The organism is Phenylobacterium sp. (assembly GCF_004799395.1).
GTDB lineage: Bacteria > Pseudomonadota > Alphaproteobacteria > Caulobacterales > Caulobacteraceae > Phenylobacterium.
Genome location: NZ_SSMZ01000076.1, coordinates 1 through 15,507, shown reverse-complemented (window position 1 = coordinate 15,507; position 15,507 = coordinate 1). Strand labels below are relative to the sequence as shown.

General features: G+C 69.0%; 17 protein-coding genes. 8 read left to right on the top strand and 9 right to left on the bottom strand.

The window, feature by feature from the left end; genetic code table 11:
- Positions 1-154 precede the first annotated feature (154 nt).
- From E8A12_RS05045 to E8A12_RS05025, 5 genes are all read left to right on the top strand, one after another.
- On the top strand, positions 155-1,408 hold the full coding sequence (locus tag E8A12_RS05045; RefSeq protein ID WP_293366713.1) for an MFS transporter: 1,254 nt from the start codon (positions 155-157) through the stop codon (positions 1,406-1,408).
- 32 nt (positions 1,409-1,440) lie between these two features.
- Positions 1,441-2,373, top strand: coding sequence for an SDR family NAD(P)-dependent oxidoreductase (locus E8A12_RS05040; RefSeq protein ID WP_293366712.1), 933 nt, complete (start codon positions 1,441-1,443; stop codon positions 2,371-2,373).
- Between the two features lie 127 nt (positions 2,374-2,500).
- A complete protein-coding gene (locus tag E8A12_RS05035; RefSeq protein WP_293366711.1) occupies positions 2,501-3,970 on the top strand; it encodes an alpha/beta hydrolase in 1,470 nt (489 codons plus the stop codon).
- Positions 3,971-4,127: 157 nt separating this feature from the next.
- Positions 4,128-4,766: a cytochrome b gene (locus E8A12_RS05030; RefSeq protein ID WP_293366709.1), complete on the top strand. Its 639-nt coding sequence runs from the start codon at positions 4,128-4,130 to the stop codon at positions 4,764-4,766.
- Positions 4,767-4,802: 36 nt separating this feature from the next.
- Positions 4,803-5,516: a hypothetical protein gene (locus E8A12_RS05025; protein ID WP_293366700.1), complete on the top strand. Its 714-nt coding sequence runs from the start codon at positions 4,803-4,805 to the stop codon at positions 5,514-5,516.
- 51 nt (positions 5,517-5,567) lie between these two features.
- Here the strand turns inward: E8A12_RS05025 and E8A12_RS05020 are convergent, their stop codons facing one another.
- The 6 genes from E8A12_RS05020 to E8A12_RS04995 all read right to left on the bottom strand — a co-directional run bounded on the left by E8A12_RS05020 (position 5,568) and on the right by E8A12_RS04995 (position 9,479).
- Positions 5,568-5,912, bottom strand: coding sequence for a hypothetical protein (locus E8A12_RS05020; RefSeq protein ID WP_293366699.1), 345 nt, complete (start codon positions 5,910-5,912; stop codon positions 5,568-5,570).
- Between the two features lie 94 nt (positions 5,913-6,006).
- Positions 6,007-6,603: a GNAT family protein gene (locus E8A12_RS05015; protein ID WP_293366698.1), complete on the bottom strand. Its 597-nt coding sequence runs from the start codon at positions 6,601-6,603 to the stop codon at positions 6,007-6,009.
- Positions 6,604-6,613: 10 nt separating this feature from the next.
- Positions 6,614-7,120 carry a GNAT family N-acetyltransferase gene (locus tag E8A12_RS05010; RefSeq protein ID WP_293366697.1) on the bottom strand — a complete coding sequence of 169 codons (507 nt, stop codon included), beginning with the start codon at positions 7,118-7,120 and terminating at the stop codon, positions 6,614-6,616.
- On the bottom strand, positions 7,117-7,995 hold the full coding sequence (locus E8A12_RS05005; protein WP_293366695.1) for an NAD(P)-dependent oxidoreductase: 879 nt from the start codon (positions 7,993-7,995) through the stop codon (positions 7,117-7,119). The genes E8A12_RS05010 and E8A12_RS05005 overlap by 4 nt, the downstream gene beginning before the upstream one ends.
- 32 nt (positions 7,996-8,027) lie before the next feature.
- A complete protein-coding gene (locus E8A12_RS05000) occupies positions 8,028-9,095 on the bottom strand; it encodes an MBL fold metallo-hydrolase (RefSeq protein ID WP_293366694.1) in 1,068 nt (355 codons plus the stop codon).
- Between the two features lie 81 nt (positions 9,096-9,176).
- A complete protein-coding gene (locus tag E8A12_RS04995) occupies positions 9,177-9,479 on the bottom strand; it encodes a hypothetical protein (RefSeq protein ID WP_293366692.1) in 303 nt (100 codons plus the stop codon).
- Between the two features lie 130 nt (positions 9,480-9,609).
- Here E8A12_RS04995 and E8A12_RS04990 point away from each other — a divergent pair, with 130 nt between their 5' ends.
- Both E8A12_RS04990 and E8A12_RS04985 read left to right on the top strand, forming a co-directional pair.
- A complete protein-coding gene (locus E8A12_RS04990) occupies positions 9,610-11,025 on the top strand; it encodes a M20/M25/M40 family metallo-hydrolase (RefSeq protein WP_293366691.1) in 1,416 nt (471 codons plus the stop codon).
- Positions 11,026-11,045: 20 nt separating this feature from the next.
- Positions 11,046-12,095: a hypothetical protein gene (locus E8A12_RS04985; protein ID WP_293366690.1), complete on the top strand. Its 1,050-nt coding sequence runs from the start codon at positions 11,046-11,048 to the stop codon at positions 12,093-12,095.
- A gap of 97 nt (positions 12,096-12,192) precedes the next feature.
- Here E8A12_RS04985 and E8A12_RS04980 read toward each other — a convergent pair whose 3' ends face one another.
- From E8A12_RS04980 to E8A12_RS04970, 3 genes are all read right to left on the bottom strand, one after another.
- Positions 12,193-12,318 carry a hypothetical protein gene (locus E8A12_RS04980; protein ID WP_293366689.1) on the bottom strand — a complete coding sequence of 42 codons (126 nt, stop codon included), beginning with the start codon at positions 12,316-12,318 and terminating at the stop codon, positions 12,193-12,195.
- Between the two features lie 108 nt (positions 12,319-12,426).
- On the bottom strand, positions 12,427-12,960 hold the full coding sequence (locus tag E8A12_RS04975) for a nuclear transport factor 2 family protein (RefSeq protein WP_293366688.1): 534 nt from the start codon (positions 12,958-12,960) through the stop codon (positions 12,427-12,429).
- Positions 12,961-13,123: 163 nt separating this feature from the next.
- A complete protein-coding gene (locus E8A12_RS04970) occupies positions 13,124-14,362 on the bottom strand; it encodes an amidohydrolase family protein (RefSeq protein ID WP_293366687.1) in 1,239 nt (412 codons plus the stop codon).
- 191 nt (positions 14,363-14,553) lie between these two features.
- Here E8A12_RS04970 and E8A12_RS04965 point away from each other — a divergent pair.
- A partial coding sequence (locus tag E8A12_RS04965; RefSeq protein ID WP_293366686.1) for an alpha/beta hydrolase domain-containing protein occupies positions 14,554-15,507 on the top strand: 954 nt, incomplete at its 3' end.

Genomic DNA, 15,507 nt, shown 5'->3' with positions numbered 1-15,507 from the left:
AGGAGGTGCAGCGCGCTCGTCCGGTTCGTCGAAGTTGTCGCATGGCGCCAAGCCCGTGGGACCCGATCGGGGTCGAGGCCGGCGCAAATAGGGCCAATGACGGCTCAGGTCAACGTTGCGATGAGCCGCGACTGCGGGCAGGTTCGCGCCTCCCATGGCCGAGACCGTTCCCCTGCCCATCCCCTCGGCCCGCGCGCTGCTGAATGAGCGCGACTATGTCCTGTTCTGGATCTCGCGCTGGACCGGCGGCTTCGCGGCCCAGATCCAGAGCGTGGCCATGGGCTGGCAGATGTACGCCATCGCCCGGCACACCCACTCGGTGAAGGAAAGCGCCTTCCTGGTCGGCATGATCGGGCTGGCGGCCTTCGTGCCGGTCTTCCTGCTCACCCTGCCCGCTGGCGAGACCGCCGACCGCCACGACCGCAAGAAGGTGCTTTTGGCCTGCTGGGCCGGCGAGATCGCCACTGTGGCGATCCTGGCCTTCACGACCTGGCGCGGCATCGTCACCGTGCCCATGCTGCTGGGCATCTCCTTCCTGTTCGGCGCCGCGCGCGCCTATTTCTCCCCGGCCAGCACGGCGCTGGGGCCCATGCTGGTGCCGCGCGCGCTGCTGCCGCGCTCCATCGCCTGGAATTCGCTCGCCTGGCAGACCGCCTCGATCATCGGCCCGGCCGCCGGCGGCGTGCTGGTCGCGATCTCCGTCACCGACGCCTACGTCACGACCTTCGGGCTTTACCTCGTAGCGGCCCTTGCGGTCCTGCTCATCCGCAGAAGCGGCCAGCCGGTGGTCAATCCGGGCTCGCGCTGGGCGCTGATGAAGGAGGGCCTGCGCTACGTCTGGAACCAGAAGATCGTCTTCGGGGCGATCTCGCTGGATCTCTTCGCGGTGCTGCTGGGCGGGGCGACTGCGCTCCTGCCGGTGTTCGCCCGCGACATCCTGCACATCGGCGCCCAAGGGTTCGGAATCCTGCGTTCCAGCCCGGCCGTCGGCGCCACCATCGTGGCCCTGATGCTCGCCGCCAATCCGATCCGCAGCAGGGCGGGCCTTTTCATGTTCGGCGGCGTGGCGGTCTTCGGCGCGGCGACCTGCGTCTTCGCGCTTTCCCGCAATCTGGCGCTGTCGGTGATCGCGCTGGCCGTCCTGGGTGGCGCAGACATGCTGAGCGTCTATGTCCGCCAGACCCTGGTGCAGTTGGTGACGCCGGACGCCATGCGCGGCCGGGTGGCCGCCGTCTCATCGGTCTTCATCGGCGCCTCTAACGAACTTGGCGAGTTCGAGAGCGGTGTGGTGGCGCGGTTCCTGGGGCCCATCGGCGCAGCCCTGTTCGGCGGGATCGGCGCGCTGATCGTCACCGGCGCCTGGGCGGGCCTGTTTCCCGCCTTGCGCAAGGCGGACCGCCTCGAATAACTGTCCTCCCATAAATTTAGGGAGATTGGCCGATGGGCGCGTTAGACGGAAAAGTGGTCCTGGTTACAGGCGGCGGCAACGGCATCGGGCGCGACTGCGCGCTGATCGCCGCACAGGAAGGCGCGAAGGTCGTGGTCAACGACCTGGGCGCGGGCCTCAAGGGCGACGACGAAGGCTCCTCCGGCCCGGCCGAGAAGGTCTGCGAAGAGATTCGCGCCGCCGGCGGCGAGGCCGTCTCCAACTCCGACAGCGTCACCAACCTGGACGCCGTCTACGGCATGGTCGAGCAGGCCAAGAAGGCCTTCGGCGGCCTTCATGCGGTGATCAATCCGGCGGGGATCCTGCGCGACGTGATGTTCCACAAGATGACCGAGCGCGACTGGGACCAGGTGATCGAGGTCCACATGCGCGGCTCCTTCAACGTGGCGCGCGCCACCATCGAGCTGTTCCGCGAACAGAACGACGGCGCCTACATGTTCTTCACCTCGACCTCGGGCCTGTTCGGCAACATCGGCCAGGCCAACTACGGTGCGGCCAAGATGGGCATCGCCGGCCTCTCGCGGATCATCGCCATGGAAGGCGCGCGCAACAACGTTCGCGCCAACTGCCTGGCGCCGGTCGCCTGGACGCGGATGACCCAGTCCGTGCCGATCAAGGACGAAGCCGCCGCGGCCCGCCGCGCGGTGATGGCCGAGAAGGTCCGCGCCGACCAGCCGGCCCGCTTCTCGGTGGCCATGGTCACCCCGGCCGCCGCCAACGTCTCCGGCCAGATCTTCGGCTCGTCGGGCGAGAACATCATCCTCTACTCGCAGCCCCGGCCCATCGTGACCTGCACCAAGCCAGAGGGCGAAAGCTGGACGGTGGAATCCATCCTGTCGGAAGCCGTTCCCCAGATGGCGCCCAAGTTCTTCGACCTGAACCGCGCGCCCATGGCGGGCGCCCAGCCGGCGAAGCAACCGGCGTAGGCCGCCCTTTCCCTTCCCGCTCTGCGGGAAGGGGGGACCACCGCCAGGACTCATTACCTCGACTTAACTTGCCGCCGATCAGCGTTCGGCCGCTAGCTCCCTGGGATTGGGAAGCTGGGGTTGAGAGATGTTCGAACGGCTTTGCCGACTTGGCGCGATAGCAGCGGCCGCCCTTGCCACCGCGACCTCCTCGGTGGCGGCCGGCCGGGTCCACGACTACGAACTCGCCATGCCGGCGGGGGCTGTGGCGGGCCAGTTCACCGGCTTCAGGCCCTGCCGGTTCACCGGCCTCGCCAGCCGCGGAACCGATGCGGCGGAATGCGGGACGCTGGTCGTCGCCGAGGACCGCGCCAAGCCCAAGGGGCGCCTGCTGGCGCTGCCGGTGGTGAGGCTCCCGGCCCTGAAGCCCACGACGCTGCCGCCGCTGTTCTACTTCCAGGGCGGGCCCGGTGCGACCAACCTGCAGTACGGCGTCGAGGCGCCGAGCGTGTTCCAGGCGCACGACGTCTACATGGTCGGCTATCGCGGCGTCGACGATCTGCAGCCGCTCGACTGTCCCGAGGTCGCCAAAGCGGTGGGCGGCGCGCATCCGCTGGGCGGCGAGACGCGGGCGGCGATCACGGCGGCGTCGAAGGCCTGCGCGGGGCGGCTCACCGCCGCCGGCGTCGATCTGAAGATGTACCGGATGGTCGACGTCGTGGCCGACGACGAGGATCTCCGCAACGCGCTCGGCATTCGATCCATCAACCTGATCGGCGCCAGCTTCGGCACCCGCATCGAGCAGTACTACGCCCGCCTGCATCCGCGGGTGGTGAGCCGCTCGGTGATGCTGGGTGCGAACCCGCCCGGCCACTTCCGCTGGTTCCCGCAGGCAAACGACGCGATCGTTGCGGCCTATGCGCGACTTTGCGCCGCCGACGCCTGGTGCGGCGCCCAGACGCCCGATCTCGCCCGGACCACGATGGCAGTCCTGTCGCGGGCGGACTTCGAGACCCAGGGCCAGAAACTCGACATGGACCGGATCCGCGTGGCGGCCTTTTTCCAGCTGATGAACCGGCCGTCCTCAATCCAGTTGTTCCGCACACTGATCGCAGCGGAAAAGGGCGATGCCGCGGGCCTCCTCGCCATGTCGCGGTCCTACGACCTGATGGTGCCGCATGCCTTCGTCTGGGGCGAGGCGGCCGGCAAGGCCGGCGCCGACTGCGATCCGAAGGACGCCGCCTTCGCGCCGGCCCGGGTTCCGACGGCGACGTCGTTCGGATCGCCGCTGGACCTGATCCTCTTCGCTACCTGCCAGGGATGGCCGGTCGAACCGCCGCCGCCAGGCTTCGCCAGGGCGGCCCGGGACCCGACGCCGACGTTGCTGGTAAACGGCGACCTCGATGCCTCGACGCCGCTGCGCTACGTGCAGGGCGAGCTGCTGCCGCAACTTCCCAACGGCCATCTGGTCATTCTGCGAGGCGAGGGCCACGACGGCTGGCGCAGCGATCAACCGAAAGCCTTCGACCGGCTGATCTCGACCTTCCTGCGCGCCGGCGCGGCGGACGATTCCCTCTATGAGCCCACCGTCGTCTCGTTCGGCGGTCCAGCGCGGTGATGACCGGCTGACGCCGGACCGCCGCCGATTTCGCGTCCACCCGAAGGACGCCCGCAAGGCTCCACCGGACGGGCCACCCCGGTGGCCCAAACGGTTCCCCGAACTGAATCGCTCTTGGAGCGTTCCCGTCAGACTTGACCATATCGAGGGGAACAGGGTGACGGACCGCAGCTATTCAAGTCCGTCGGCGCGCCCCTCGGTTGCGCCTCCTTCGGCCGGGGTCGGCTACACCACCGCCGCCATATGGCTGCATTGGACGATTGCGGCGCTGCTTCTGGCGCAGCTCGCGCTCGGCTGGATCATGAACGAGGTGCTGCCGGACCACACGCCCAACCAGGCGCTGGCGGAGAGCATCCACATCTCGCTCGGGCTGACGATCCTGATCCTGGTGCTGGCGCGCATCGCCATCCGCCTGACCCACAGGCCGCCGCCCCTGCCGGCGGACATGCCCAGGTGGGAGCGCGTGTTGTCCGGGGCCGTCCATTTCATGTTCTACGTGCTGATGCTGGTGATGCCGCTCAGCGGTTGGGCGCTGGTCTCGCTGGGCAACCACCCCATCTCGTTCTGGGGCCTGACATGGCCTCACCTGCCGGGCGTCAACGCGATCACCGGAAACCCGGCGCCCAAGGCGACCCGCCAGGCGCTCAAGCATTTCCACGTCTACATCCTGGTCTGGATCTTCGTCGTGAACTGGGCGCTGCACGTCGCGGGGGCGCTAAAGCACCAGTTCGACGGGCGCCCCGTCCTGTGGCGGATGACCTGGCTGAGGCCCCCGGCGCCGCCCACCGGACCCTGACCCGCGTCTCGCCCGAGTGATGAGCCCATGCCAATCGTGAAGTACCGACTCCACGGCGCACGTCCGGCGCCCCAGCCGATCCAGCTGGCCATACCAGGCTGGGGCGGCGCGCCCCAGCCGCGCGCGGACGGCAGCCACGAACAGCCCTGGCACTGCACGCCCTTCTCCGAGAGCGCGCGATATGGCGTGGAGGTGCCCTACCCCTTCGACGAGGAGCTGCGCGTCACCAAGTCGGCCCAGGGCGTGGAGCTCGATGCGGACTGGGGCGAGCCGCCCGACGACCTGATGTGGCCGCCCTTCCGGAGCTTCGGGGATGACTATTATTCCTATCAGATCTCGTTGGACCTGGAGGTTCCCGCCGGTTGGGCCATCCGCACCGAGCCGCACCCGCGCTACTTCACCGACGCAAGCAACACGACGCCCCTCGCCGTACCGGCGTTGATCCGCAGTGAATGGTGGCCGATGATGTTCTTCTGCATCTTCAAGGTGCCGCCGCCGGGCGTGACCCACGTGTTCCGCAAGGGGGAACCCTTCCTGAGCATCATCGCCCTGCCCGCCGACCCCGACCTGGACCTCCAACCGATGACGGAAGAGGAAGCGGCGACGCGGGAATTGAGCGCGCGGCGCCTGGCGGCGAGCCGCGACGGCCTGGCGGAGGGCTCGCGCTGGCTTTCCAGTACGGACACGATCTTCGACGGCACGTACCGCCACCTGTTCCGGGCCGTAAAGGCCCGTGATCAGGGTCGCTAGGCCCCGCGTGGCGAACGGCGGCCGCGTCGAGACGCGGCCGCCGCAACACCGCTAGTAGTTGTTGTGGTGGTGATGGTGCGCGCGGGGCCGAAGCACCCAGGCTCCATTGGTCCAAGCGTAGCCATTCCGCAGGTACCACCGCCGGCTGTGGCGCGGCTGGTGATGATGGTGGTGGTGGTGCGCAACATACTGGGCCTCGATCAGTCGAGGTTGTTGTGTTTGCCACTCGGCGTCGGCGAGCTTGAGACGCTCGACGGCGTTCGGAATGGGGGTCAGCAGTTCAGAATACGAGGCGGCCACGGGGACAGCCGAAGCCTGGCTGGCGGGCGCGGCCAGCGCAGGCAGGGCGGTGAGCGCCGCGGCGGCGCCAAGAAGTGCGGTGGTCTTGGGGTCCATATCGGGTTCCTTCACGGGGCGCGTCGCGCCAACGCAGCGCTAACGTCGCGAGCGGTCGGATCGATCCCCGGCGAGTTCCCCTGACGCCGCATCCCTAGAGCCGATGCATGCGCTCCCACTCGCCCCGTGTCAGTTCCCAGTAGAGCGAGCGCCGCGTCGCGCCGTCCGGACGCACGGTCTCCACCTCGCCCATCCGGCGGAAGCCGGCCGCGTCGATGGCCTTGGCCGAGCGGACATTGTCGAGCGCCGCGGTCAGGCCGATCAGGCGCAGACCCAGCACTTCGAACATCCAGGCGATGGACTGCGCCACGCCGCGGCGCCCCTCGCCGCTGTTCTGGAGATCGGCGCGCCGCGCGCCGGCCAGCTCGCCGGACGACCGCTCCGGCCAGACCGTGATCCGCGAATAGCCGGCCACGGCGCCTGCCCCATCCGGATTGACGCTCAGGATGCAGCGGCCCTCCTGGCGCAGGGCCTCGCTCTCCGCCACCCAGGCGGCGACGCTTTCGCGGGTGAACGGGCGGGGCAGATCATAGATCGGGTCGGACACCTGCGGGTCGAGGAACAGCGCCAGAAGCCCCCCCACGTGCTCGGGCCCGGCGACCAGCCGCCCTTCCGCCGCCCGAACCGCGGCGCGGATCGCGGCCTCCTCCGCGGGGCTGGCGGTCATCACGGTGATCGGCGGGGCGCTCATGGGTCTTTCCTCAGGATTCGGCGAGATTCTGCAACGCCTCCCCGTAGAGTCGGCGCACCGTCCATTCCTCCATCGCGGCCGCATCGAGGCTGTCGTAGAATTCGATGGCCGGGGTGTTCCAATTGAGCACCGACCATTCCAGCCGGCCCAGGTCGGCGTCCATGCAGCGCTGCGCCAGACGCCGCAGCAAGGCCTTGCCCGCGCCCAGGCCGCGCGCCTCGGGCTTTACGAACAGGTCTTCGAGGTAGATCCCCGCCCGCCCGCGGAAGGTCGAGTAGTTGTAGAACCACAGCGCGAAGCCCACCGGCTTGCCGTCGGCCTCGGCGATGTCGCAGAAGCAGCGCGGGTTCTCGCCGAACAGGTCGCGGCGGATGTCGGCCTCGGTGGCCTCCACGGCGTGAGCCAGCCGTTCGTATTCGGCCAGGGCCTTGATGAATTCCAGGATCAGCGGGGCGTCGCCGGACGAGGCGACGCGAACCGAGACCTTGGCTGAGATGGGCGGCTGCGGAGCATTCATGCGGGCGCCAGGCTCCCCTCGCCGATGACCACGCCGGGCGGCGGCTTGCTGGACTCCGGCACGAAGAAATCGGGCATCAGCGTCTGGGTCGGATCGACCTTGTATTGATCGAAGTCGCGGACGCCCTCGCCGTAGAGGAAGCTGTCGTCGATCAGGAAGTTGCCGCTGAACTCCTTCGCCGGCTTCTCGAAGATCGCGTGGGCGGCGTCTGCCATGATCTCCACCGTGCGGCAGTGGCGCAGCCCCTCGTCGCCGGCCAGGGCGAACTTGATCGCGGCTGTGGCGATGCCGGTGCGCGGCCACAGCGCGTTGAAGGCGACGCCGTCGGCCTTGAACTCCGCGGCCATGCCCAGCACGCACATGCTCATGCCGAATTTGGCCATCGAATAGGCCGTGTGCCCGGCGAACCACCGGGGGTTCATGTCCAGCGGCGGCGACAGCATCAGCACATGCGGATTGGCCGCGCCCTTGAGGTGCGGGATGCAGGCCTTGGAGGTGAGGTAGGTGCCGCGCGCATTGATCTGGTTCATCAGGTCATAGCGCTTCATGTCGGTGGCCAACGTGCCGGTGAGCGAGATCGCCGAGGCGTTGTTCACGCAGATGTCGATGCCGCCGAACTTGGCGACCGTCGCCTCGACGGCGGCCAGCACCGAGGCCTCTTCGCGTACGTCGACGATCAGCGGCAGGGCCTTGCCGCCGGCGTCCTCGATCTCCTTGGCGGCCGTGTAGATCGTGCCCGGCAGCTTCGGGTGCGGCTCGGCGGTCTTGGCGGCGATGGCGACGTTGGCGCCGTCGCGCGCGGCGCGCAGCGCGATGGCCAGGCCGATGCCGCGGCTGGCGCCGGTGACGAACAGGGTCTTGCCGGAGAGGCTCATGGGGTCCCTTTCGAAGATTGACCGGTAAGGCTTTAGGCCGCCGCCCGGTACCAGTCGACGCCCTTGTCGTCGCGCGTGCGCACCGCCTGGCCGCGGGCGATCAGGCAGTTGAGGTGGGCGAGGCTCTCGCCTGTCGCCAGGCCCAGCAGGTTCTGGTCGATGGTCCGGCGGAACAGCACATGGAAGACGTCGACCACCCGCTTGGGCTCGGCGATCAGGTCGTGCAGGCGCTTCAGACCCCGCTCATGGCCGCCGATCAGGTGGTCGATGCGCGCATGCAGACCGTGGAACGGGTCGTTGTGGGCCGGCAGCACCAGCACCTCGTCGGGGATCTTCGTCTTGATCCGCGCCAGCGAGGTCAGCCAGTCGGTCAGGGGATCGCCATCGGGCTCGGTCGGGAACACCGAGACGTTGGAGGAGATCCGCGGCAGCACCTGGTCGCCCGAGATCATCAGCTTCAGTTCGGGGCAGTATAGGCAGGCGTGCTCGGGGCTGTGGCCGGAGCCCACCACGATCCGCCACGTCCGCCCGCCGATCACGATCTCGTCGCCGTCGTTCAGCCGATGGAAGCTGTCCGGAAGCGCATGCAACCCGCGGCCAAACCCGCCGAACCGGGCCTTGTAGTGCTCGAGCGCGTCCTCATCCCAGCCGGCGGCCTTGAAGAAGGCGATCGCATCGGCCGGCGCCTCGCGCCCGGTGTCGGCGGCCAGCGAGCGGCAGGTCATGAACTCGAGCCGGGTGATCCACAGCTTGGCGTCGAACTTGCGGGTCAGATAGCCGCTCATGCCGATGTGGTCGGGGTGCATGTGGGTGACGAAGACCCGGCTCGCCGGCTTGCCGGCCAGCGGACCCGCGAACGCCGCGCGCCAGGCGTCGCGCGTCGCCGTGCCGCCCATGCCGGTGTCGACGATCGCCCAACCGCCGGCTTCCTCGATCGCCCAGACGTTGATGAACGCCAGCGCCCCGCCCAGCGGCATCCGCAGCCACTTCACGCCGGGCGCCACATCGACCGCCTCGCCGGTCTTGGGACCGTGCTCGAAGGGATAGGTCAGCTTCGGACGTGGATGGTCCGGATAGGTTTGTTCGACGCCGTCCCGCAAAAGCCCGCTCCCACTGTTCGCAGCATTTTCTGCCGCCGGAGCCGTGAGGGCAAACGCCTTCGCGTCAGCGCACCTTGAAGGCTACTCCGACCGGATGCGGAAAGGCGGCCTGACATGAAACTCGCGATTCAACGCGTCCAACTCCTGCTGCAGGCTGGCGGCGTGTTCGGGGGTCAGCCTGCCGCCGTCCTCAGCCTTGGTCTCAAGCACCCTGTAGCTGAGCGCCGTGACCTGTTTCACATAGCCTGGGGGAAAGCCCAGTTCGTCTGGGATGTACTGGTACTGGTTCTGGCTTGGAATCGAGCCGAGGCCCATCTGGGCGAACGCCGGCGTCGTCAGGGCCAGGGCGGCGCCGGCCGTGAGCGCGAGGACGCAGATCCGCATCGCCGATCTCCTGCATAATATTCGCATAAGAAGCGCGCCAGGCCGCCGAAAGGTCAAGCTGGCGGCGTTCAACTTGCCGTGCCGCCGCCCGCCTGAAATAGTCCCCGCCACAGGTTATCGGGGGTTACTCATGTTCAAGCTCGCCACCGCGTTCGTCGCGGCCACGGCCCTGCTCGTCACGACCACGGCGGGAGCCCAGACGCGGCCAGACCAGGTCGCCTTCCGGGCCCTCTACAAGGAGTTGGTGGAGACCAACACCACCGCCTCGGTGGGCGACTGCACGCTCGCGGCCCAGAAGATGGCCGCGCACCTCAAGGCCGCCGGCTTCCCGGACAAGGACCTGACCATCTTCTTCACGCCGGAGCTGCCGAAGAACGGCGGCCTGGTCGCCGTCTATCCGGGCACGGACCCGAAGGCGAAGGCCATCCTGCTCCTGGCCCACATCGATGTGGTCGAGGCCAAGCGCGAGGACTGGACGCGCGATCCCTTCACCCTCGTCGAAGAAGGCGGCTACTTCTACGGACGCGGCGCCGCCGACGATAAGGCCCAGGCTTCGATCTGGGTCGACACCCTGGTCCGCTACAAGACCGAGGGCTTCCACCCCAGGCGCACCATCAAGATGGCGCTGACCTGCGGCGAAGAAGGCGGCGCGCCGTTCAACGGCGCCTCCTGGCTGGTGCAGAACAAGCGCGACCTGATCGACGCGGAGTTCGCGCTCAACGAAGGCGCCGGCGGCCAGCTCGACGACCACGGCAAGCGCATCGCCCACACCATCGAGGCCGGCGAGAAGACCTCGCAGAGCTTCACCCTCGAGGTCACCAACCCCGGCGGCCACTCCTCGCGCCCGGTGCCGGATAACGCCATCTACCGCCTGGCCGACGCCCTGGAGAAGATCCGCGGCTACGAGTTCCCGGTGATGATCAACGACGCCAACGGCGCCTACCTTTCGAAGATGTCCAAGGTGGTCGGCGGCGAGCAGGGCGCGGCCATGACCGCGCTCGTGGCCAATCCGAAGGACGCCAAGGCCGACGCCCTGCTGTCGAAGGACCCCGGCCTGCACACCATGCTGCGCACAACCTGCGTGGCCACCATGCTCTCCGCCGGCCACGCCCAGAACGCCCTGCCGCAGCGCGCCACGGCCAACATCAACTGCCGCATCTTCCCGGGCGTCAGCCGCGACGCCGTGCGCGACAAGCTGGTCGAGATCATCGCCGATCCGCAGGTCAGCGTGTCGAAGACCGCGGTCGCCGGCCCGCGCGGCGAGGCGCCCGCCCCGCCGCTGACCCCCCAGGTGATGGGCCCGATCGAAAAGGTTTCCGCCGAGATGTGGCCGGGCATCCCCGTCGTGCCGATCCTTCAGGCCGGCGCCACGGACGGCAAGGCGCTGACCGCCGGGGGCATTCCGACTTATGGCGTCCAGGGCCTGTTCTACGAGCCGGACCTGGGCCGCATCCACGGCCTCAACGAGCGGATCGGCGTGACCTCGCTCTACGAAGGCCGCGACTTCCTCTACAAGCTAGTGAAGATCTACGCGGACCAACCGTAGACATTTGGGGAGCTCCTGCGATGCGATTCATTTTGGCGGCCTGCGCGCTGGCGATCGGCTTGATCGCGCAGACGGCCGCAGCCCAACCGGCGGCTGGACCCTACAAGCTGCTTAAGACGGTCAAGGTCGGCGGCGATGGCGGGTTCGACTACGTCTACGCCGACACGCCGGGCCGCAAGCTCTACGTGCCGCGCCAGGGCCCGACCGGGCGCGTGACGGTCTTCGACCTCGACACCCTGGCCCCGCTCGGCGAGATCGCCAATGCCCCCGGACATGGCGCGGCGGTGGACTCCAAGTCCGGTCACGGCTTCACCAGCAGCCGGCCGGTGGTGATGTGGGACGCCAAGACCCTGGCGCCCGCCAAGCCGGTCGAGGTGCAGGGCAACCCCGACGGCATCCTCGGCGACCCGGCCAGCCAGCGGGTCTACATCCTCAGCCACAGCGCCCCCAACGTCACCGCCATCGACGCCCGCGACGGCTCCGTCGCTGGGACGCTCGACATCGGCGGCGCGCCGGAACAGGCGGTCAGCGACGGCAAGGGCCATCTCTACATCGACGTGGAGGACAAGGATCAGGTGGCCGTCGTCGATGCCAAGACGATGACCAAGACCGGCGTCTACGGCCTCGACGGCAAATGCGGCACGCCCGCCGGCCTGGCCTTCGACGTGAAGAACCACGTCCTCTTTGTCGCCTGCCGCAACCCCGCGGTGATGGCCATGCTGGATTCCGAGACCGGCAAGATCCTGTCGGTCCTGCCGATCGGCGTCGGCGTCGATGGCGCGACGTTCAATCCGGCCACCCGGGAGGCTTTCAGCTCGCAGGCCGACGGCACCCTGACGGTCATCAAGGAACTGAGCCCGACCAGCTTCACCGTCGAACAGACCCTCCAGACCGCGGTCGGCGCCAAGACGCTGACGCTCGATGCGAAGACCGGCCACGTCCTGCTGATCACCGCCGAGTTCGGCTCGCCGCCGCCGGCCCCCCCGCCGGCCCCCGACGCCCCGCCGCCCCGGCCGCGCCGCGGTCCGATGCTGCCGGATTCGTTCTCGATCCTGGTGGTCGGGAAATAGGTCCGACGGCCCTAGACGCGGCCGGGATCCACGCGCCGGCGACGGCGCTGGGATCCCGCTCGCGGCGCGCGAGGAGCCCGCGCGCCCGAATCGAACCTCAGTGAGCGCCGTGCCCGGCGAATCCCAGCAGGGCTGCGCCGACGGTTCCGGCGATCACGACCAGGGCCGCGCCCACCAGGACCATGATCCGCTCATAGCGGGCGGCGAACTCAGAACTGTACATTGGCTAACGCTCACAGTGGACGAGCCCCCGCTCGCAGGCCAAACGCATCGCGGGCCCGCAGGCTCCATGAGCCCCGGTCGATGAACCCGGGACGCCCGACAAGCCCCGCTAGGGCTTGGAAAGCGGGTCCGGCTTCATCGTGCCGAGGTCCACGGGGATCGAGACGTGCTCCTGGACGATCAGCCACTTGCCGTCGATCTTGCGGTAGACGTCGGTGACCCGCACGACGAGCTCGACCTTGGTCCCGTCCTTGGCGGTGAAGTCCCCGTGCTGGATGCTGTGGCCATAGGCCACCTCTCCCACGACCGTGATGCTGACGTCGGAGATCTTCATGCTGACCGGCCCGGGGAAAGCCGCGAAAAGATCGTCGAAGTCCTTCTTGTAGGCCGCCCAGCCGACGTATTCGCGCGGCGGGGTGACGTCGAACACGAACAGGCCCTGGTGGGCGTAGTAGGTCATCACCTTCTTGGTGTTCTTGGCGTTGAAGGCGGCGATGAACCCCTTCTCCAGCCCCTCGATCTGGGCCTTGTCGCTCGGCGCCGCGGCCGCCGGCGCGGCGGCGGGCGCGTCGGCCGCGAAAGCCCCCCCGGCCATGACAAACGAAAGGGCTAGCGCGCCCGTGGCAATCTTCAACCGCAGCATGATCAGCCCCCTTTGAGATCCCGCCGGCGTGGCGAGGCCGGGAATTCTGGACCGACGATCGGCGTTATCAAGTGCACATTCTTGATGGGCGCCCGGGCGGACCCCGCGACGGATCGGGATCAGGGCCATCCACACGCCTGCCCGCCGGCCTGGGAGGCCAACATCAGATCGCGCGCTTGTGGAACCGACCGGCCTGCAGGATGACGGGCAGGTTCGCGCCGCCCTGGCCCAGGCAGGCGATGTCGGCGAGCGGGTCGCCGTCGACGACGATCAGGTCCGCGGCGTAGCCCGGGGCGACGCGGCCGACGCGGTCGTCCAGGCGCAGCAGTTCGGCGTTGATGCTGGTGGCCTGGCGCAGGATCTCCAGCGGCGAGAACACCTGGGCGCGCAGCGCGAACTCGGTGCCCTGCCGGTCCTGCTGGGCCCCCAGGAGATCGGTGCCGAAGCCCACCTTCAGGTCCGAGCGGCGCATCACCTGCAGGCCCTGGAGCACCCCGCCGGCCACCTGCTTCAGCTTCTCCTGGCTGGCCGGCGGCAGGCCGAGCTTCGCCCCGTCTTCCAGGAGCGCCCAGATGGTCGCGAGCGTCGGCACCACGAAGGCGCCGTTCGCGGCCACGGCGTCGGCCCCGTCCTGGTCGATCAGGGTGGCGTGCTCGATGGAGCGGACGCCGAGCTCGGCGCAGCGGCGGATCGCTTCGGGCGGATGGCAGTGGGCCATCACATACGCGCCGTGGCGTCCGGCCTCTTCCACGGCGGCGCTGATCTCGGCGTCGCTGAACTGCAGGCGGTCGATGGGGTCGGAGGGGCTGGCGACGCCGCCCGAGCCCATGATCTTGATCTGGTGCGCGCCTTGCCGGAGCTCCTCGCGCACGGCCTTGCGCACCTCATCGGGGCTGTCGACCACATGGACGAAGCGATCGGCCCCACCGCCGCGCAGTTCGCAGGCGCAGGAGAACTCGCCCGGCCTGCGGAAGTCGCCGTGACCGCCCGTCTGGGTGAGCATGCGGCCGGAGTGCAGCAGGCGCGGCCCGACCGCGAGGCCATCGGCCAGCGCCTGCACATAGGCCACGTCCGTGCCGCCGGCGTCGCGCACGGTGGTGAAGCCGCGGTCCAACATGGCGGCCAGCGAGCGGTAGGCGAAGGCCGCCAGGTACTCCGTCCGCCGGGTGATCAGCTTCAGGATGTCGAGGTCCGTGGCCCAGACGTGCACGTGGGCGTCGATCAGCCCCGGCATCAGGGTGCGGCCGCCCAGGTCGATCACCTCGGCGCCGCCCGCGGGCTTAAGGGCCCCGTCGGAGACCTCCTGGATGACCCCGTCCGCCACCAGCACTTGCGCGCCGCGCGCGAGGTCCGGACCCACGCCGTCGAACAGGGTGGCGTTGGTGAACAGGATCGCGCTCATCGGGGGGTCCTTGCGGCAGGGGGTCCTGGCGCCAGCGGACAGCATCGCGCGCGACTGGGCAAGCCCGCGCCCCAGGGGACGCCACGCCGGCGCGAGATCATGTTCAGCGCGCCGGGATCGGTCTAGGGTCCGCGCAATCGCATCGTCGGCCCAGACGCCCGGCGCAAGATACGCGAGCGGGGGGAACGAGCATGTCTGAAGGCAAGACCAAGTTCGCGGCCATGGCGGTTGGCCTGACGCTGGGGTTGTCGACCTTCAGCGCGGTGGCCGCCACCTTGCCGGCCATCCAGCCGGCGCCGGCGGCCGGCTCTCCGTTCCTCGGCCTGGGCGCCTTCGACCTCGGCGCGCTGGGCTATGTGGTCGAGGAGTATTTCATCTCCGGGACGGCGACCTCCTACAAGCTGAAGGGCGATCCCACGCCGGACGGCGCCTGGACCGCCGAGCCCGCGGCCGCCGCCCCCTACGCCACCCGCATCGTCGTGGTTCGCCCCAAGGATTCCAAGGCCTTCAACGGTACGGTCGCGGTCGAATGGCTGAACGTCACCGGCGGCCTCGATGCGGGCCCGGACTGGACCTACAGCCACCGCGAGATGCTGCGCTCAGGCATGGCCTATGTCGGCGTCTCGGCCCAGAAGGTCGGCGTCGAGGGCGGCCAGAGCCTGGGCGGCGCCGGCATGCCGCTGAAGAAAGCCAATCCCGCGCGCTACGGGACGCTCGTCCACCCCGGCGATGGCTTCTCCTTCGACATCTTCAGCCAGGCCGGCGAGGCGGTGAAGCACGGCAAGGTGCTGGGGCCGCTGACACCCAAGCATGTGCTGGCCACCGGCGAGTCCCAGTCGGCGGTGTTCATGACCACCTACGTCGACGCCATCGACCCGATCGCCCGGGTCTACGACGGCTTCTACATCCACTCGCGATTCGGCGGCGCGCCGGCGCCGGAGACCGCGGCCATGCGTGGCGGGCCCAACGCCAAGGGACCGACGGGCGTGCTGATGCGACCAAACCTGCGCGTGCCGGTGATGACCCTGATCTCGGAGACCGACCTGATCGGCTCCGGCCTCTCCGGCTTCTGGGCGGCGCAACAGCCGGACAGCGACAAGCTCCGCATCTGGGAGATGCCGGGCACGTCGCACGTGGACAACTAC